Origin of the sequence: Haloferax sp. KTX1 (assembly GCF_902410085.1) — an archaeon.
Lineage (GTDB): Archaea > Halobacteriota > Halobacteria > Halobacteriales > Haloferacaceae > Haloferax > Haloferax massiliensis.
On record NZ_CABPRH010000009.1, the window covers coordinates 79,072 to 96,425 of the forward strand.

The 17,354-nt window shown below is 68.6% G+C and carries 22 protein-coding genes; 12 read left to right on the forward strand and 10 right to left on the reverse strand.

Annotation, left to right across the window (positions count from 1 at the left end):
* Positions 1–143 precede the first annotated feature (143 nt).
* The 6 genes from coxB (at position 144) to FY251_RS14370 (ending at position 4,922) form a co-directional block, all read left to right on the forward strand.
* Positions 144–920: a cytochrome c oxidase subunit II gene (coxB, locus tag FY251_RS14345; RefSeq protein WP_148415712.1), complete on the forward strand. Its 777-nt coding sequence runs from the start codon at positions 144–146 to the stop codon at positions 918–920.
* Positions 917–3,478 carry a cbb3-type cytochrome c oxidase subunit I gene (locus FY251_RS14350; RefSeq protein WP_148415714.1) on the forward strand — a complete coding sequence of 854 codons (2,562 nt, stop codon included), beginning with the start codon at positions 917–919 and terminating at the stop codon, positions 3,476–3,478. The genes coxB and FY251_RS14350 overlap by 4 nt, the downstream gene beginning before the upstream one ends.
* A 10-nt stretch (positions 3,479–3,488) precedes the next feature.
* The gene (locus FY251_RS14355; RefSeq protein ID WP_007274417.1) at positions 3,489–3,749 is read left to right on the forward strand and encodes a cytochrome C oxidase subunit IV family protein; all 261 of its coding nucleotides are present in this window, start codon (positions 3,489–3,491) and stop codon (positions 3,747–3,749) included.
* The gene (locus FY251_RS14360; RefSeq protein ID WP_148415717.1) at positions 3,746–3,979 is read left to right on the forward strand and encodes a hypothetical protein; all 234 of its coding nucleotides are present in this window, start codon (positions 3,746–3,748) and stop codon (positions 3,977–3,979) included. Before FY251_RS14355 ends, FY251_RS14360 begins: the two co-directional genes overlap by 4 nt.
* 219 nt (positions 3,980–4,198) lie before the next feature.
* Complete coding sequence (locus FY251_RS14365) at positions 4,199–4,600, forward strand: hypothetical protein (protein WP_148415719.1); 402 nt, start codon at positions 4,199–4,201, stop codon at positions 4,598–4,600.
* A gap of 106 nt (positions 4,601–4,706) precedes the next feature.
* Positions 4,707–4,922, forward strand: coding sequence for a hypothetical protein (locus FY251_RS14370; protein ID WP_148415721.1), 216 nt, complete (start codon positions 4,707–4,709; stop codon positions 4,920–4,922).
* A 16-nt stretch (positions 4,923–4,938) separates the two neighbouring features.
* On the opposite strand, the gene FY251_RS14375 is transcribed toward FY251_RS14370, so the two are convergent.
* The 4 genes from FY251_RS14375 to FY251_RS14390 are packed head-to-tail and all read right to left on the reverse strand — an operon-like array spanning position 4,939 to position 7,838.
* On the reverse strand, positions 4,939–5,226 hold the full coding sequence (locus tag FY251_RS14375) for a hypothetical protein (RefSeq protein WP_148415723.1): 288 nt from the start codon (positions 5,224–5,226) through the stop codon (positions 4,939–4,941).
* 20 nt (positions 5,227–5,246) lie between these two features.
* Positions 5,247–6,674 (reverse strand): hypothetical protein, encoded by a 1,428-nt coding sequence (locus FY251_RS14380; RefSeq protein ID WP_148415725.1) that lies wholly within the window; start codon positions 6,672–6,674, stop codon positions 5,247–5,249.
* Complete coding sequence (locus FY251_RS14385; protein WP_148415727.1) at positions 6,671–7,378, reverse strand: hypothetical protein; 708 nt, start codon at positions 7,376–7,378, stop codon at positions 6,671–6,673. The genes FY251_RS14380 and FY251_RS14385 overlap by 4 nt, the downstream gene beginning before the upstream one ends.
* A gap of 1 nt (position 7,379) precedes the next feature.
* Entirely contained in the window at positions 7,380–7,838 is a 459-nt protein-coding gene (locus FY251_RS14390; protein ID WP_148415729.1) for a hypothetical protein, read from the reverse strand.
* A gap of 156 nt (positions 7,839–7,994) precedes the next feature.
* Between FY251_RS14390 and FY251_RS14395 the strand changes: the two genes are divergently transcribed.
* Together FY251_RS14395 and FY251_RS14400 are read left to right on the forward strand one after the other, a co-directional pair.
* Positions 7,995–8,927: a peptidylprolyl isomerase gene (locus FY251_RS14395; RefSeq protein ID WP_148415731.1), complete on the forward strand. Its 933-nt coding sequence runs from the start codon at positions 7,995–7,997 to the stop codon at positions 8,925–8,927.
* A 73-nt stretch (positions 8,928–9,000) separates the two neighbouring features.
* Positions 9,001–9,267 carry a hypothetical protein gene (locus tag FY251_RS14400; protein WP_089777704.1) on the forward strand — a complete coding sequence of 89 codons (267 nt, stop codon included), beginning with the start codon at positions 9,001–9,003 and terminating at the stop codon, positions 9,265–9,267.
* A 34-nt stretch (positions 9,268–9,301) separates the two neighbouring features.
* Here the strand turns inward: FY251_RS14400 and FY251_RS14405 are convergent, their stop codons facing one another.
* From FY251_RS14405 to FY251_RS14420, 4 genes are all read right to left on the reverse strand, one after another.
* Entirely contained in the window at positions 9,302–9,925 is a 624-nt protein-coding gene (locus FY251_RS14405) for a transcriptional regulator (protein WP_148415733.1), read from the reverse strand.
* A gap of 26 nt (positions 9,926–9,951) precedes the next feature.
* The gene (locus tag FY251_RS14410) at positions 9,952–10,569 is read right to left on the reverse strand and encodes a CDP-4-keto-6-deoxy-D-glucose-3-dehydrase (protein ID WP_148415735.1); all 618 of its coding nucleotides are present in this window, start codon (positions 10,567–10,569) and stop codon (positions 9,952–9,954) included.
* A gap of 64 nt (positions 10,570–10,633) precedes the next feature.
* Positions 10,634–11,008: a YlbF family regulator gene (locus FY251_RS14415; protein ID WP_004041523.1), complete on the reverse strand. Its 375-nt coding sequence runs from the start codon at positions 11,006–11,008 to the stop codon at positions 10,634–10,636.
* A 70-nt stretch (positions 11,009–11,078) separates the two neighbouring features.
* Positions 11,079–11,732 (reverse strand): alpha/beta hydrolase, encoded by a 654-nt coding sequence (locus tag FY251_RS14420; protein ID WP_148415737.1) that lies wholly within the window; start codon positions 11,730–11,732, stop codon positions 11,079–11,081.
* 165 nt (positions 11,733–11,897) lie between these two features.
* Between FY251_RS14420 and dph2 the strand changes: the two genes are divergently transcribed.
* The 3 genes from dph2 to FY251_RS14435 all read left to right on the forward strand — a co-directional run bounded on the left by dph2 (position 11,898) and on the right by FY251_RS14435 (position 15,344).
* Entirely contained in the window at positions 11,898–12,932 is a 1,035-nt protein-coding gene (dph2, locus tag FY251_RS14425) for a diphthamide biosynthesis enzyme Dph2 (protein WP_148415739.1), read from the forward strand.
* Between the two features lie 158 nt (positions 12,933–13,090).
* The gene (locus FY251_RS14430) at positions 13,091–13,651 is read left to right on the forward strand and encodes a hypothetical protein (RefSeq protein ID WP_148415741.1); all 561 of its coding nucleotides are present in this window, start codon (positions 13,091–13,093) and stop codon (positions 13,649–13,651) included.
* 79 nt (positions 13,652–13,730) lie between these two features.
* A complete protein-coding gene (locus FY251_RS14435; RefSeq protein ID WP_148415743.1) occupies positions 13,731–15,344 on the forward strand; it encodes a DUF6293 family protein in 1,614 nt (537 codons plus the stop codon).
* 27 nt (positions 15,345–15,371) lie between these two features.
* On the opposite strand, the gene FY251_RS14440 is transcribed toward FY251_RS14435, so the two are convergent.
* Both FY251_RS14440 and FY251_RS23135 read right to left on the reverse strand, forming a co-directional pair.
* Positions 15,372–15,821 (reverse strand): TIGR00725 family protein, encoded by a 450-nt coding sequence (locus tag FY251_RS14440; RefSeq protein ID WP_148415745.1) that lies wholly within the window; start codon positions 15,819–15,821, stop codon positions 15,372–15,374.
* A 177-nt stretch (positions 15,822–15,998) separates the two neighbouring features.
* Positions 15,999–16,121, reverse strand: a complete 123-nt coding sequence (locus tag FY251_RS23135; protein WP_255516708.1) for a hypothetical protein — start codon at positions 16,119–16,121, stop codon at positions 15,999–16,001.
* Between the two features lie 248 nt (positions 16,122–16,369).
* On the opposite strand from FY251_RS23135, the gene FY251_RS14450 reads away from it, so the two are divergent.
* A complete protein-coding gene (locus tag FY251_RS14450) occupies positions 16,370–17,203 on the forward strand; it encodes an MBL fold metallo-hydrolase (RefSeq protein ID WP_148415749.1) in 834 nt (277 codons plus the stop codon).
* Positions 17,204–17,354: the final 151 nt, after the last annotated feature.

Here is a 17,354-nt window from a genome sequence, read left to right on the forward strand (position 1 = left end):
CGTCTGTCGTCTCCCGCTTCCACCGTCCGCCTCCCCTCTCGCCGTGAACGACCGGAACCGGCCGCTCGACGCCGTTCGAACCCGATAGCTCCGAAACAATAATCATCACGAACGTTAATTATCTTATTTGGGTGGTGTTATCAATGGTCACAGAACTCGTACTGACGGCCGCGTTCCCGCTCCAGTCGGGGTTAGTCCCGCGGGGGACCCGCGAGTTCGTCTTCGAAAGCATCTTCGAGGTGTTCCTGCTTTTGGGGACGCTCGTCGGGGTCGTCGTCGTCGGGTACATGCTCTACAACGCGTACAGGTATCGCTCCGGTTCCGGAAACGGTCACGTCGACGACGGGGACCGCCTCGTCCTCGGGGAACTCCCGTCGGGGAGCGGCGGCGGGCGAAAGCTGTTCACCTCGTTTTTCATGAGCATGGTCATCGTCGTCTCGCTGGTCTCGTGGACGTACCTGACGCTCCTGTACGTCGAGGACGGCCCCTCCGACGCCGAGTCGCTCGACGTCGAGGTCGAGGGGTACCAGTTCGGCTGGCGCTTTACCTACCCGAACGGCCACACAAGTGACGGCGTGCTCCGGGTCCCGGCCGACCGGCCCGTCCAACTGACGATTACCACCGCTGACGTGTTCCACAACTTCGGCATCACGGAGTTACGCGTCAAGTCCGACGCCATCCCCGGTCAGGAGACGGAGACGTGGTTCACCGCCGACGAACCGGGGACCTACACCGCGCAGTGTTACGAGCTCTGCGGCGTGGGCCACTCCTACATGTCCGCCGAGGTCATCGTGATGCCGCCCGACGAGTACGAGGCGTGGTACGCGAACACGACCGCGGAGAACGCGACCGCCGATAACGCGACCACGGGCAGCGCGACCGCGAACGAGTCGAACCTCCGACCGGCGGTGGTTCCATGACTGGCGCGTCTCCCGAGCGGGACGTCGCGGCCGACGGCGGCCACGAGGTCGCCCGCGACGGCGACGACCACGGGCACGACTTCCCCGGCACGGGGAGCATCAAACGCTGGTTCGTCACGACGAACCACAAGGACGTGGGAATCCTCTACATCGTCACGTCGCTTTTCTTCCTCGTGCTCGGCGGCGTCCTCGCGTGGCTCATGCGCGTCCAACTGCTCGCCCCGCGCGCGCTCGGCGAGGGTATTCTCGCGCCCGTCGCGTACAATCAGGCCGTCTCGGCCCACGGGCTGTTGATGGTGTTTTGGTTCCTCTCGCCGTTCGCATTCGGCTTCGCCAACTACGTCGTCCCGCTCCAACTCGGCGCGAAGGACCTCGCGTTCCCGCGGCTCAACGCGCTGTCGTACTGGCTGTATCTCTTTTCGGGCATCCTGTTCGGCGTCTCGTTCTTCCAAGGGGGGACGTTCTCCGGCGGGTGGACGATGTACGCCCCGCTGAACGTCCCGACGTTCACGCCCGACGTGGGGGCGTCGACGGCCGTGTTGGCGCTCGTGTTGTTCGTCGCCTCGGTCACCGTCTCGTCGGTCAACTTCCTGACGACGATGCACCGGATGCGCGCCGAGGGGCTGACGCTCCGGAACCTCCCGCTGTTCAGCTGGACGATTCTCCTGACGGTCTGGATGATGCTTTTCGCCTTCGCGGCGCTCTTGGCCGCGCTCTTGGTGCTCTCCTCGGACCGCCTGCTCGGGACGACCTACTTCGCCATGGAGTCGCCGGCGGGGGCGCTCCTGTGGACCCACCTGTTTTGGTTCTTCGGCCACCCCGAGGTGTACATCGTCTTCTTCCCGGCGCTCGGCGTCATGGCCGAGGTGTTCCAGACGTTCACCGGCCGCCGCATCGTCGGCCGCAAGTGGTTCATCCTCGCGATGGTGCTCGTCGCCATCCAGAGCTTCGCCGTCTGGATGCACCACATGTTCCTGACGAGCATCAACCTCCAAGTCAAGACCCTGTTCATGATCACCACCATCGGCATCTCGCTCCCGTTCGACCTGATGGTGTTCGCGCTCATCTACACGATGCTGAAGGGGAAGATTCGCTTCACGACGCCGTTCCTGTTCGTCTTCGGGGCGCTCCTGTTGTTCATCATCGGCGGCATCACCGGCGTCTTCCTCGGCGCGGTCGTCCTCGACTACGAGTTCCGCGGCACCTACTGGGTCGTCGCCCACTTCCACTACGTGATGGTCGGCGGGGTGACGGCGCTCGTCGGCGGCCTCTACTACTGGTTCCCGAAGATGACCGGCCGGATGTACGACGAGTTCCTCGGCAAGCTCCACTTCGCCGTCTACTTCGTCGGCTTCAACCTGCTGTACTTCCCGCTTTTCGTCGCGTGGGAGACGCCCCGCCGCGTGTTCGACTACGCGCCCGAACTCGCGCCGTGGCACCAACTCGCCACCGTCGGCGGCTTCGTCCTCGGGCTGTCGTTCCTCATCATGTTCTACAACCTGTTCAAGAGCGCCTTCGCCGGCGACCCCGCGCCCGACAACCCGTGGGAGTACGCGACGACGGCCGAGTGGGCCGTCTCGTCGCCGCCGCCGCTGGAGAACTTCGACGGGACGCCGACCTACCGAAACGGCCACCTCGAATTCCTCGACACCGGCGAGGTCGAACCGAGCGAGGACCGGTCCGGCGGGCCGACCGGCGCGGCCGTCTCCGACGGCGGCGTCACCGCCTCGGCGACGACGCCGGTCTCCTCTGTGCTCCCGACCGCCGAAGCGACCGAAGTCGAGGGGCCGAGCCACGCGAGCATCTGGCCGTTCGTCCTCTCCGCCGGCGCGTTCCTCGTCCTCCTCGGCCTCTCGCCGCTTCAGGACGCCGCGTTCCCCGAGGGGATGGTCGGGGCCGCCTACGCGACCACGACCGTCGCGGGCGGCGTCGTCACCCTCGGGTCGCTCGTCGCCATGGGGCTCGAACCGTTCCACGGCCCGGTCTTCGAGGAGGGCGAGGCGTGGCCCTTCGCCGGCATCGACAACGGTAAGGTCGGGATGTGGATATTCCTCGCGTCCGACGTGGTGCTGTTCGGGGGCTTCATCGGAGCCTACGTGTTCACCCGCGTCGCCTTCGGCTGGACCGGCTGGGAGCCGATTCCGCCGGACCCGATTCCGGGGCTCGTGAACACCTACATCCTGCTCACGAGCAGTTTCACGGTCGTCCTCGCGCTCGTCGCGGCCGAGAAGCAACACAAGTGGGGCGTCGTGACGAGCCTCGGGGCCACGTTCGTCCTCGGCATCGGCTTCCTCGTCAACAAGGGACTGGAGTGGCAGCACCTGTTCCACGAGGGGCTGTGGCTCTCGACGAACGTCCGCGCCTCGACGTTCTTCCTCACGACCGGCCTGCACGCCGCCCACGTCATCGCGGGGCTCGTCGTCGCACTGTACCTGACCGCGCGCGCCTGGCGGGGCGCGTACCTCGAAGACAGCCGCTCGGTGGAGTACTTCGGCCTCTACTGGCACTTCGTCGACATCGTCTGGCTGTTCCTGTTCCCGCTGTTCTACATCCTGTGAGGTGACAGAGATGGTGTCCACGAAACTCTATACGGCGATTTACGCGGTGTTGTTCGTCTCGGCGACCGTCCAAGTGCTGGTCGAGTTCGCCGGGCTGAGTTACTGGCTGGCCTTCGGCGTCATCCTCGTCCTGTCGGCCGCGAAGGCGGTGCTGGTCGCGGCGTACTTCCAGCACCTCCGGTTCGAACCGCGCTCGCTGACGTATCTGGTCGGCATCGGCCTCGCGGCCGCGCTGGCGCTCACGCTCGCGGCGTCGTACTCGCTCCTGTGACCGTGCGAGCCGACTCCCGTTCCCGCTGGCGCTCCCGCGAAACCCTCGTCGCGGTCGGCTACGCGCTCCTGTTTTCGGTCCCCGTCGGCGTCGGCGTGACCGTCATGATGACCCGCGTCGCCCCCGGCGGACTCACCGACCCGCTCGTCGTCGGTCCCGGTCTCGCGCTCGCGGTGGCCGTCTTCGCGCTCGTCGTCGCCGCCGCGACGACCGGCGAGAACGCCGCCTGACTGGGCGTTGTTTTTCTCCTTTTGTGGCTCTGCTGAATCTCTCAGAATCTGATAGAATCCGTGTGACACGCCCAGAGGGTGTATTCAGCGAAGTATCCGGGATAACGGGGAGCGTCACGAGAGATGGTCTGGTCGGTGAGTAGGGTAGAGCCAACCTGAACGACCGGTATCCGGCCGTGTGGAGAAGATTCATTGCTTCGTCGTCCGTGACCGCAATCTGTGTCTGAACAGCCCTCCAACACTGGACCATCCTTTGGACTGGTCGTCCAGACCATCTTTGTTCTCGCGATGGTAATCGGCATCCCCTCGGCGTTTGCGCTCGGCGGACGGCTCCGCTCTCTCGCCCTCGCGGCTGTAAGCACCTTGCTGCTCGTGGGATTCCTCGTCGTCGGTTACCGTCACGCGCGCCGACGGAAGTCCCTTCACCAACATGTCGCGTTCTTGGCGGTCTGGTTCGGCGGTATCGTTCTGGCGGACCGCCTTGCCCGCGTGGCGAGCGGTCGCCTCCTGGAGCCGGGACCCTCCCTCATGGCAGTGGGCGTCACCCTCGGCGCGCTCTGGCTCGGTTCGCGAGTCGCCTACGGTGGCGCACTCACGCAAGCGCTGTTTGGGTCAGACTGAGATCTCACGACAGGCGTGTACGTAACTGAGGACTTCAACAGCGCCTCATTTTTCCTCCCCCGCACTCGCACGTACCTTCTTTGACCTCGGTGTGGTAACGTCACGCATGAATCAGAATACCGTCGCACTTGCGGCCGCCTTCGGAGCCGTCGTGGTCGGACTCGCGGTCCTCCTCGGCTCGGAGGCGGTTGGCGCGAGCGAATCGTTCGTCGTGGTCGGCGGCGTCGTCGCGCTGGCCGGCGTCGGCGTCCTCACCGGGGTCGTGATGCGTCTGCCGGACCCCCACGAGGGGGAACACGGCGGGGACAGCGGTCACGCCTGAATGACCCGCGCCGCGCTCACAGGCTGAAGCCGACGACCGCGAGCAGGAACAGCGCCGTGAAGACCATCCCGAGCGCGCCGGCGACCTTCAGGTGATAGACGAACAGGTCTTCGGCCTCGGCCTCGACCGCCGCCTCGTACGCCGCGATTTCGCCGTCGCTCAGTCCCTCGTGAGCGGCGCCGACGTGGAGGTCTCGGAGCCGCTCCCGTCGGAACGGCCGGTCGCAGTAGGGACACGTCGCGGTCGCAGTCTCGCCGTCGGGGACGGCGGTCTCGGGGACGACGGGCGATTCTCCGCGACCCATCCCACGACTCGTTCTGCGACTCACCCCGCGACACCTCCGACCGTCGGTTGGGCGACGACCCACAGGCTCGCCATCGTGTAGCAGACCGTGACGGCGACGAAGGGGTACTCGCTCCGGAGCGGTTGCAGCCGACCCGGAAAGAGGTCGAACGCGCGGGCGTGGGCGACCCACACCGAAAGCAGGTGGCCGAGGACGACGAACGCCAACTGGAGGCCGCCGAACCACGCCGGAACGACCAGCACCGAGGGGTTCGCGGGCGGCGACAGCGGCGAGGCCGCGACCGCGACCAGCGCGGGCGCGAGTCCGACGACGTAGCCGAGGAAGTGCGCGAGGTGGTAGCCGGCGGCGATGGGGACCAACGCGGGCGCGAACCAGCCGGCGACGAAGCCGACGGTCACGTACGTGTCCGCGGTTCCGCGGGCGACGCTCGCGGCCAGTCGGTAGCCGCCGAGGAAGACGAGAAAGCCGGCGACGATTCCGGCGAGGTTCACGAGCCACGCGGGCACCGGAGCCGCGGCGTCGAGGACGCGGCCCCACGCGACGGTAACCGCGAGTCCGTCGAACGTCGTCACCCAGAGGAGCGCGACGACGAACGCCACGTCGTCGGCACCGAGTCGCTCGCGGGTGCGCGCCAGCCCCGCGCCGGGAACCGAAACCGAGAGACCGCCGCCGTCGATTCGTCGGACCGGCGCGAGCAGGCCGTACAGTCGGAACACCCGAGCGACGGGATCAGCGCGGCGGAACCACGCGTCGCCGTAGACGAGCGCGCCGCCGACGGTGACGACGCTGTACGCGACGACCACGGCCGCGAGCGCCCGCGGGGCCGCCGCGAGCGGGCTGACGACCTCCAGCCAGACGAGTCCGAGGAGACCGACGACGCTCGGCCACGACCCGAGTCGGTCGGGGTACGGCCGCGACAGCCCCCGTGCCTCCCCGAACCGACCTCGGAGCGCCGCACCGAGCGTCCGCCACGGGTTCACGAGCGGCCACGCGTTCCCGACGAGGTAGGTGACTATCGTGAATCCGGCCCACCAGCCGACCCAGACGAGCAGGACGCCGAGGTTGACGATGCCGACGGCCGGCCCGAACAGCCCGAAAGCGACGACGAGCGCGAGCGCGGCGACGCCGAGGAGCCTGAGCGCGGCCGCCGCGGTTGCGACGGCCCCGGCGAGTCCTCCGAGTCGGACGCCCGCGCGCCCGAAGGCGTCGAGGGTCTCGTCGTCGGTGACGAACGCCGACAGCAGAAACGAGACGCAGACGACGCCGCCGCCGGAGACGACGACGAGCCAGAACGGGGCCGGAACCGAGCGGAGCGATCCGGCCAGCGAGCCGGCGTGCGCGAGCGCAGGAGTCGAACAGACGGCGGACGCGACCGCCAGCGCGACTGTCCAGACGGCTCCGCGTCGAGCCGCGGCGCGGACCTCTCCTCCCTCGGCGCGTCGGCTCATCGTCGCGTCCGCTCCACCAGCGACGGACCGACCGTGAGCAGGACGACGGCGGCGACGAACACCAGCGTCGAGACATCGACCGAGAGCGCCCGGAGCGCGCTCACGACGCCGGTGCCGCCGGCCGCGCCCGCGACGAGGCCGCCGACGAGTGGGAAGGTACAGCCGACGCACGAGACGAGTCCGAGCGCCCCCGAGAGCGCGCGCTTCGCCGCGTCGAGGACGGCGGCGTAGACGAGGTACGCGAGCGCGAGGGAGCCGGCGACGCGGTACGGGACGAACGTCGCCGAAACGACTTCGCCGGCGTAGCCGACCCGCGGCCCCCATCCGGGCGCGGCGAGCGAGAACTGCCAACCGGTCGGGCGATGGGCGGCGGCGTGGCCGTGGCTCCCGCCGAGAAGCGCGGCGAAGTCCACGGACACCAGTCCGGCCAGCGACGCGAGGACGACGAAGTACGCGACTGCGACCGCGCCGGCGACGAGTCGCGCCCGACTGCTCGCCCGCGGCGGGTCGGTCCAGAGGACGGCCGCCGCGCCGACGGTTATCCAGACGAGCGGGTACAACAGGTACCGGAGGCTCTCGACGCGCCCCGGTGCGGCGGAGAGATACGCCCCGACGGCGAGCGCCTCGACCCAGCAGAGCGCCGCGAGCCACCACAACCGCGGCGCGTGGCGGGGGTCGAGTCGCCCCGCGTACGAGGTCGCCATCTCAGAGGAGGCCCACCAACCTGAGCGCGATGCCGACGACGAACAGCAGGCCGAGCACCCACGACCCGAGAAGCGCCGCCTGCGACCGCGCCAGTCCTCGCCCGCGTGCAGCGTGATACGTGCCGTAAAAGAGGTACGCGACGACGACGGTGAGCGTCCCGGCGACGAGGACCGGCCCCGCGGCGTCCGACACGCCCTCGGGGATGGCGCTGCCGCCGACGAACAGCACCGCCACCGCGCCGAACCCGAGCGCCGCGAGGAGGAACACGACCGACAGCACCGTCGGGTCGTCGGCCCACCGGCGGGCGGCGCTTCCCCCGCTCCCCGCCGACCCGCCACCGGTCGGCGTCGGAACGCTCGTGACGGAGTAGTGTCGCCAGCCGCGACCGGTCAGAAACACGGTCAGCACCAGCAGTACGACGCCGAGGACGAACCCGAGGAACAAGCCAGTCTGTGCCATGTGAACATGCCTCGTCTTTCTATAACTATTGACAATGATATAAGCGATTCGACCCCACAGCGGCCCTCGGGGTCGAGTTCCCGGCGGTCGGCCGCCTCGAACGCGCCGCGACGGCGAAACGTGATTCTTAAGGGTCGCACGAGTCACGTAGCGTGTATGAGCGACGAACAGCAGGCGGAGGCCGAGCAGGTCGATGAAGAGGTCGAGTCCGGTATTCAGGACGGCGACTTCGTTCGCCTCGCGTACACGGTGCGAACGATCGAGGACGGCGACGTCGTCGACACGACGGACAAAGAAGTGGCCGAAGAGGCCGAGATCGACGTCGAGGGCTACGAGTTCGAGCCCCGCGTCGTCATCGTCGGCGCCGGCCACGTCTTCCCCGAGGTCGACGACGCCCTCATCGGTGCCGAGGCGGGCGACGAGGGTACCGTCGAGATTCCGGCGGTCGACGCCTTCGGCGAGTACGACGAGGACGAAGTGCGCACGGTCAGCGCCAACAAGATCGACGAGGACGACCGCTACCCCGGCGCGCAGGTCACCATCGACGGCGACCAGGGCCGTCTGGAGACCATCATCGGCGGTCGCGCCCGCGTCAACTTCAACCACCCCCTCGCCGGCGAGGACCTCGAATACGAGTACGAAGTGCTCGAACTCGTCGACGACCGCGAGGAGCAGGCCTCCGGCCTCCTCGGCATGTACCTCCAGCAGGCCCCCGAAGTCTGGATTCAGACGGACGAGGTCGAAGAGGAGCAGGTCGTCGAGTCCGACGAGGACGAGGACGAGGACGCCGAACCCGAGACGGAGACCGTCACCGTCGAGAAGGACACGCTCTACATCGAGGCGACGCCGCAGATGACGATGAACCAGCAGTGGATGTTCTCCAAGCAGCAGATCGCCCAGGACATCATGCAGCGGCTGGACATCGACCGCGTCATCGTCCAGGAGACCATCGAGGGCGGCATGGGCGGCATGGGCGGCCTCGGCGGTATGATGGGCGGCGCGGGCGGCGCCGACATCGAAGAGGCAATCGAGGACGTCGACATCGACGCCGACGAACTCGCCGCGGAACTCGACGCCGACGAAGAGTAAGCGAGTCAACCGCCCTCGCCGTCCCGGCGAATCGGCGGCTTCTTGACACTCGCCTTCCGACCGCCTCGTAGCTATGGCTTCGTCAGACGACGCCGCGACGGACGAGTTCCGCGACATCACAGACGTGAAAGTCGCGCTCGTCGCCGGGCTCTGTGCCGTCGCATTGACGCTCTCGCTCGAATACGGCGCCGGTATCGAGGTGCCGTTCGTCTACCGCCTCTCCCCGCTCGTACCGTACTTCGCCTACGTCTTCTCCCGCGGCGCGGCGCTGTCCGCCCGGACGTGGATGGCGCTCACCGCGGTCGTCACGCTCGCCACGTTCGGTTACTTCGCGTTCTAAGCGACCTCTCTCCCGGCCGGACGCGACTCTCGGGTCAGGCGATGTCGCGGCTGGTGTCGACGGTGACGCGCTCCGCCAGCCGGAGTTTGATGGTCTCGTTGAGCGCCCGCCCCCCGCGGAACTTGGGGACCGCGAGTCGGTTGACGATCTCCGAGCCGTCTATCTTCGTATCGAGGTCGAACACCACGTCGGCCATGTGCTCGGTCAGGTCGCGGTTGTCGGGAACCGTCTCGCCTTTCAGGCCGTGGAGGACGGTCAGCCCCCGCGTGTTGACCATGTGGGTCTGGAGGTCGTTGAGGAACCGCCGGTAGCGGGGCGGTTCGCTCCGTTCGAGCACGTCGACCACGTCGATGACGAGGTTCGCGCCCTCCGGGAGGTCGCGGACCAGACTGCTCGCCGCGTCAAGCGGGGCGTCGCCGCCCACGTCGCGCACGGTGGGGTTCCCCGTCGGACCGGGGTTCCGTTCGAGCGCGTCGGTGACGGCCTCGGCGGAGCGAACCGTCGTCAGCCACAGCGTCCCCCGCGTGGTCGTCAGTTCGTGGAGAAACAGTTCGGACTGGCTGGCCGGGTCGGCGGCGAGGAGGACGATGCTCCCCGCGGGGATGCCCCCGCCGAGTTGGCGGTCGAGCACGTCGATTCCCGTCGCCAGTCGAGACATGCCCGTGTGTTAGGCGGAGGCTCATATTACTCCTTCCCCGATATCCTGTCGGCTATCCGACTGTACGCCGCCCGAACTGTCGGACGAGTGAGGACTGGCGACGACTCCTCCGGAACGGTCCCGAGCACCGGCGCGCCCACGAGGTCGGACACCGCCTCGGGGGCCATTCGTGACCGCGAGACGACACATCCGACGACGGGGGTGCCGAGCGCCCGCGCCATCGCGGCCGTCTTCGCGGCGTCGCGGAGCGCCGGCGCGCACAGCGGCGACACGACGACCACGCCGTCGGCGACGCGGAGCGGGACGGCGGCGTCGGGGCCGGCCCCCGCGGGGCAGTCGACGACCGCGCGCCGCTCGTCGTCCGCGGCGGTTCGGAGCCACCGCTCGAAGGCGTCGTCGTCGGCCCCGGCGGGCGCCGGCAGCACGGAGACGGTCGAGTCGGTCGGATGCGACCGGACCGACGGCTCTCGGACGGGTGCGCCCGAGGCGGCGTCCACCGGGCGTTCGACGCCGGCCATCGCGTGGAGGTTCGGCATGTCCCTGTCGGCGTCGACGGCGAGCACCGGGCCGTCGAGCGCGCTCGCCAGTCCGAGGGTCGTGGTGGTCTTCCCGCTGCCGCCCTTGCCGCCCGCGATTGCCAACATAGCCGGGGCTGGCCCCGGCTTGGTACTTGAACCTGCGGCGAAAACGAGTCGCGCCGAGTCGTCCTCAGTCGTTACAACAGCCGCCGGCCTCGCCGCCGAAGTCGACCGCAAGCGGCTCCGAGATGGCCTCGTTAATCTTCTCCAACTCGCCGACGAGTTCGGCCTGCGCGAGGAGGTACTCCTCCATCACGGGCTCGGAGTGGAGTTCTTCTTGGGCCGCTTGGACCTTTCGGAGCCCCTCTTGGGTCGCTTCGCCCATCTGCCGGGACACGTTGAACTCCTCGCGGAGCTGGTTGAACTCGGTGATGAGTTCCTGCACGTCGTCGTCGGCTTCGACGGCGGCCTTCGCCTCCTCGTAGGCTTCGTACTTCGGATGGTCGGCGATGGCTTCGCCGAGTTCGCGCCCGAGTTCTTCGAGCCGCGTCGTCTGCGTGCTCATAGCCGCGCGTTGGGGTGCGAGCGGTTTCAACCTGCCGAACGGGGAAACGGGTGATTCCGCAGACGGCGGCTCAGACGCGGGCTTCGACGAACGCGACCACGTCCCGTAGTTCGTCCGGGCCGACGCCGTGGGGCGCGCCGTAGACGTTCGCGGTCACGTCCGCGCCGAGTTCGCGGAGGCGCTTGGCCGCGCGTTCGACCCGCGAGGCCGGGATGACCTGGTCCATCGACCCGCCGCCGACGAACACCGGCTTGCCGGCGATGCCGTCGGGGTCGAGGTCGGCGTGCGAGTCAGCGAGGTAGCCGTGGAGCGCGACGACCCACGCGTAGTCGTCGGGGTCGTCGAGGAGGAGCGAGAGACTGGTAATCGCGCCCTGACTGAACCCGAGGAGGCCGATTCGGTCGGGGTCGATGTCGTACGCCTCGACCGCGCCGGCGATTGCCTCGCGGACGAGGGTCCGCGAGCGCTCGAACTGCTCGGCGTGGGGCTGGCTCTGGTGGAGGCCGCCGCCCGAGAGGTCGAGTTCGTACCACGTGTAGCCGCCCTGCAGCGGGTCGGGCGCGCGGAGGCTCACGACGTGGACGTGGTCGGGGAACTCCCGTGCGATAGACAGGAGGTCCTGCTCGTTCGAGCCGCGGCCGTGGAGCAGGACGACGGCGGGAGCCGGCCCGTCGCCCGGCTCCGACGGTTCGACGTGGACGTGTTCGAGGGGGATGTCTGGCATGGACGGCGGTAGGCCGCCGCGAGCCTTGAATCCCCGAGTGACAACGGGGTAACCGGGTGACGCCGCCGTCGACGCCGCGGTTCGCTTCGGCGTGCGTGCGGGTGTGTGACGCTCATTCGTGGGGAAGCGCGGTGGTTAAACGGCTCCGTCCGCAACGATGGGGCAATGAGTCAGGACGCCACCTCGGAGGGAGACCTTCGAAACACCGGGATGTCGCTCAAGCACGACCGGGAGTGGGACTACGAACTCGAACAGATCGTCGAAGCCATCGAGGAGCGCGACGCCAAGCGCGTCGGCCTCCAGTTCCCCGAGGGGCTGAAGCGCCGCGGCCCGGCGGTCGCCGACGACCTCCGACAGCTCTGCGACGACGACGTGACGTTCATGCTCTCCGGGCAGCCGTGTTACGGCGCGTGCGACCTCGACACCTACCTCATGCGGCGGACCGACGTGTTCGTCCACTTCGGCCACTCGCCGATGAAGGAGTCGGACAAGATCATCTACGTCCCGCTGTTCTCCAACGTCGACCCCTTCCCCATCATGGAGGACGCGCTCGACGACATCGAGGGCGACGAGGTCGGCCTCGTCACCACCGCCCAGCACATGAACCGCTTCGAGGACATGTGCGACTGGCTCGAAGAGCGCGGCTACACCGTCCAGACCCGCAAGGGCGACGACCGCCTCACCTACGAGGGACAGGTCCTCGGCTGCAACTACGCCTCCGCGGACATCCCGGCGGACGACGTGCTCTACGTCGGCGGCGGCAAGTTCCACCCGCTCGGCCTCGCGATGGAACACCCCGACAAGAACGTCGTCATCGCCGACCCCGTCAACAACGTCGTCACCATCGCCGACACGCGGAAGTTCATGAAACAGCGCTACGCCTCGGTCCACAAGGCGATGGACGCCGAGAAGTGGGGCGTCATCTTCTGTACCAAAATCGGTCAGGGCCGCATGGAAATCGCCGAGAAGATTCTGGAGGACAACGACAACGCCTATCTCATCACCATGGACGAGGTGACGCCCGACCGGCTCCGGAACTTCGACATGGACGCGTTCGTCAACACCGGCTGTCCGCGCATCACGACCGACGACGGTCCGCGGTTCCACAAGCCGATGCTGACGCCGCAGGAGTACCGCATCGCCGTCGGCGACGAACCCCTCGACTCCCTCGAATTCGACACGTTCCACGGAACCTGGTAGCCCGGGACTCCCGGTGAGCCCCCCGCCTCGGCGCGTGGCTCTCACGACGCCGCCGAGGGGAGCGTCCTGTTTCGACTCTTCCGCCTCGCTTCGGACGTGTCCGATCTTCTGACAGTCCATCCAGAATACCTATACGAGTCGCCATTCGACGGACACGTATGGTCCCTCCACGAACACGAACTGTCCTCCTGAGCCTGCTCGGCGTCCTCGCGCTCGCGGGGACCGCCGCCGCGCAGAACCTCGAATCCGCACAGCAGATTTCGCCGGTGTTCCGCGCCGGCGGGAGCTTCCTCATCGACCTCGTCGTCGGCGGCATCCTCGTCGCCGCGGCCCCGGCGTACACCAGAGACGCCATCGCCGAGATTCGGGACGACCCCGGCGGGTCGTTCCTCTGGGGCCTCGGCGTCAGCATCGGCGGCGCCATCGTCCTCGTCCTCCTCGCAATCACCATCATCGGCCTCATCGTGGCGATTCCGGGGTTCCTCGCGCTCATCCTGCTTAGTATCGTCGGCGGCGCGGTTTCGACGGTCCTCCTCGGCTCGCTCGTGACTGGCACCGCCTCCGGCGGGTCGCCCCCGCTCGGCGTCTCGGTCGCGGTCGGCGCGCTCGTCGCGGCGGTCCTGTCGCTCGTCCCCATCGTCGGCGGCGTCATCCTGTTCGTCGTCGATATGCTCGGCCTCGGCGTCGTCGGCCGCAACCTCATCCGCTCGTGGGTCTGACGCCGCGCCGGCGCTTCTGACAGGCGGCTCTCAGGAGCACCACAACATTCAGGGTACAGGTAGCGAATTGGTCAGACAGATGCCGACGACCCACCTCTCCGTTCTCGGACTCGACGTGCAGCGGGTCGTCACCCCGCTCGAAGCCGCCGACGTCGACGCAGACCGGGTTCGGCTGGTCCGCGACGAGGCCGACCCCGAGCAGGGTCGCGACCCGGACGACTGTACGCCCGGCGCGCCGCGAGCGAGCGCCCGCGCCGCGAAAGCCGTCTCCGAACGGCTCGCGGGCCGGGGGACGCTCGACGAAGCGCGGCTCCCCTTCACCGCGTCGTTCGAGGAACTGTACGCCGCGACGGCCGACCTGCTCCGCGAGGCCGCCGCGGACGGCGACGTGCGAGTGAACCTCTCGGGCGCGCCCCCGCAGGTCGCCGCCGCGTTCTACGCCGCGCGGACCGCCCTCGTCGACGGCGGCGACCTCGACCGCGGGACCGTCTCGCTCTTGGCGATTCCCGCGACCGACCGTCCCGACCTCGCCGCCATCGACGACCTCCGGACGCTCGTCGCCGACGTCGAGGCCGCGTCGGACGCGTTCGCCGAGTTCCGGCGCGTCGCCGACGGCCCCGCGGCCGCGGCCGTCGCTCGACCGCTCCGCATCGCCCTGTCGGACCTGCGCGACGCGCTCGCCGAGGCCAGCGGCGAGTCACGCCCCTCCCGCCGGTCCCGTCCGAACTCCCGCGTCGGCCGCCCCGCGGGCGCTCGCGGGGCGCGCTCCGGCGGCGATTCGCCGCTCGGCGCGATGAGTTCCTACGTCGGCCGCGCCCGCGAACAGTTGGCCGACCTCGTCGAGTCCGAGGCCCCCCGCCCGGACCCCGAAGACACCCGCGACCCGAACGCGGTCCTCGACGCGCTCGACGGGTGGCTCGACGCCGAGAGCCGCCTGCTCGCGTCGGTCGAAGACGACCCCCGCGAACTGGTCGGGCGCTTCCGGACGAGCTGTGAGGCGCGCTTCGGGAAGTTCGAAGACCGGGCGACCATCGAGCTGTTCGAGTCGCTCGACCGCTTCGAGGCGCACCTCGACGCCTATCTGGACGCCCGGTCGCAGCTCTCGGCCGCCGCCGCCCCGGTCGCAGAACGGACGGCCGACCTCTCCGAGCGGGCCACGGCGGCCGCGACGAGCCTCTCCGAACTCGACGAGTCCGGCCCGGCGACCGGCGAGTCGGGCCTCGAACTCGACGCCCACGCGCTCTCGCCGTTGGGCGACCTCGAAGCGGCGGTGCTGTCCGTCCTCGTCGCGGGGCCGCCGCGCTCCCGCCCGCGGACCCGCCGCGCGGTCGCCGCCGAACTCCGCGAGCGCGCCGAACACCACGGTATCGTCGCCGGCGCGCGCGACGAGGAGACGTGGTCGGCGTTCGATTCGTTCTGCGTGGGCGTCGCCCGCGACAGCGTGACCGGCGACCGCTTCGAAAAGCGACTCTCGAACGCGCTCGCCCCCAGACTCGACGTGGCCGTCGAGGGACTCGCCGCGAACGGGTTCGTCACGACGCGCGAGCGCGAGCGCGGCCGCGACGCGCTCGAACCGACGGACGCCGGCCGGCTGTGGGCGTCGACGACCGACTGGGAGTCGTTCCGCGAGACCGTCGTCGACGACCTGCTCCGCGACTGCGTCGAGCGCGACGAGGGCGTCGCCGACGCGTAGCACGAACGGCGCGACCGAACTGGGTTCTCAGACCGCGTTTTCGACGAATGCGACGGCTGCTTCCGGCGAGTCGCACGGTTCGAAGCCGTCCAGCGAGCCGACCTGTTGGGTCCTGATTCCGGCCGTCGGGCGGTCGAAGACGTTGGCGTAGCCGATCTCGGAGAGCGTCCCGCCGCCGCCGTCGACGGCGATGACGGCGTCGCCGTTCATCGCGACGAGCGCGTTTCTCGCGTGGCCGAGACCGGTCGCGACGGCCACGTCGACGTAGGGGTTCGCCTCGTCGCGGTCCTCGCCCGGCAGGACGCCGATGGTCGTGCCGCCGGCGTCCTTCGCGCCGCGGCAGGCGGCCTCCATGACGCCGCCGAGACCGCCGCAGACGACCGTGTGGCCGCGCTGGGCGAGCAGGCGACCCACGTCTTCCGCGATGGTCTCGACCGGTGCGGGAACGACGCTGCCGCCGACGACGCTCACGCGCACGGCGGCACCTCTTTTCGGCGTCCGCCGGTGTCGGTGTCAGTATCGCTGTCGTCGTCGCCTCGGCGTTCGTCGATACCGCGGATTGCGACTGCGCTCATGTGGTATCGGACCGCGTCGAAGAAGATAAGTGCGGGGCCGCGTCGCCCGACCGGGGTCGGACTGTCGTTCTCGGTCGCGTCAGAACTCGTCCGTTCGCCGCGAGTCGTCGTCCAGCGGGGAGACCGCTTCCCACGCACCGCACGCGCGCATCGTCCGAGCCATCGAAGAGAAGTTCGCCGTTTGTTTGTGAGTTCCTGACATGGTGTTTGGTAGCATGAGTTCACTCATTAAATATCTTGTCAGGGTGACACCTTATACGACACATATGTCCTCAAATTCTATCTAGTTCTGATACATCCGGCCGCTCGTTCTCAGATTAGTCACTCGTTTTGAAGCCGCGGTCGAGGCGGCCGGGAGGAAGAGGGAGAGGGCGAGCGGTCCGCTCCCGCTCGACGAGTCCAACGGGAGAGAGCGCAACGCTTAGTCCCCCCGCGTGAGGACACGTTTCTATGACAGTCAGCGACTGGAGCGACTGGCTCCCGCGCGCGGTCGAGTCGGCCGACCCCGAGACGGTTGCCATCTGGTATCTGGGCTGCAACGGGTTCGTCATCAAGGGTAGCGAGGGGACGACGCTGTTCGTCGACCCGTACGTCGGCATCGGCGACCCGCCGCGGACGGTCCGCATGATACCCGTCCCGTTCGACCCCGAGGACGTGACCGAGGCCGACGCGGTCCTCGCCACCCACGAGCACACCGACCACGTTCACGGCCCGAGTCAAGCGCCCATCCTCGAAAACACGGGCGCGACGTTCGTCGCCCCCGACGACTCGCTTTCGGTCGCCTACGACGACGAGGCGTGGTTCGACGACTACGACCTCTCCGACGACCAGTTCGAGGAGGTCGCGGAGGGCGACAGCGTCGAAATCGGCGAGTTCACCGTCCACGTCGAACCCGCCTACGACCCCGATGCGAGCCACCCGGTCGCCTACGTCTTCGAACACGAGTCGGGCACGTTCATCCACGGGGGCGACACCAAGCCCGCCGAGGAGTTCGCCGACATCGGCGAGCGCTACGACCTCGACCTCGGCATCCTCGCGTTCGGGACCGTCGGCAACATCCCCGACAAGGAGACCGGTGAGCCGGTCCGCACGAAGTGGTACAACGACGAGAACCAGATTATCGAGGCCGCGAGCGACCTCGACCTCGACCGCCTCGTGCCGACCCACTGGGACATGTGGAAGGGTCTGACCGCCGACCCGAAGGCGCTGCATCACCACGCCAAGAGCTTCGAGGCCCCCCGCTCGCTCGAACTCGTCGAAATCGGCGATCGCGTCGACCTCTGAGGCCGCGTCCGGGACCGAAATTCCGGCGACGGCGGCCCCGCGACGGTCGTCGCCGACCGACAGTCATCCCATCGGAACGGTCTAATCGAAAGACGGCGTCGGGGTGACTTCGCGGTCCCCGGTTGTTTTATAATGGATGTCGGGAAAGTGG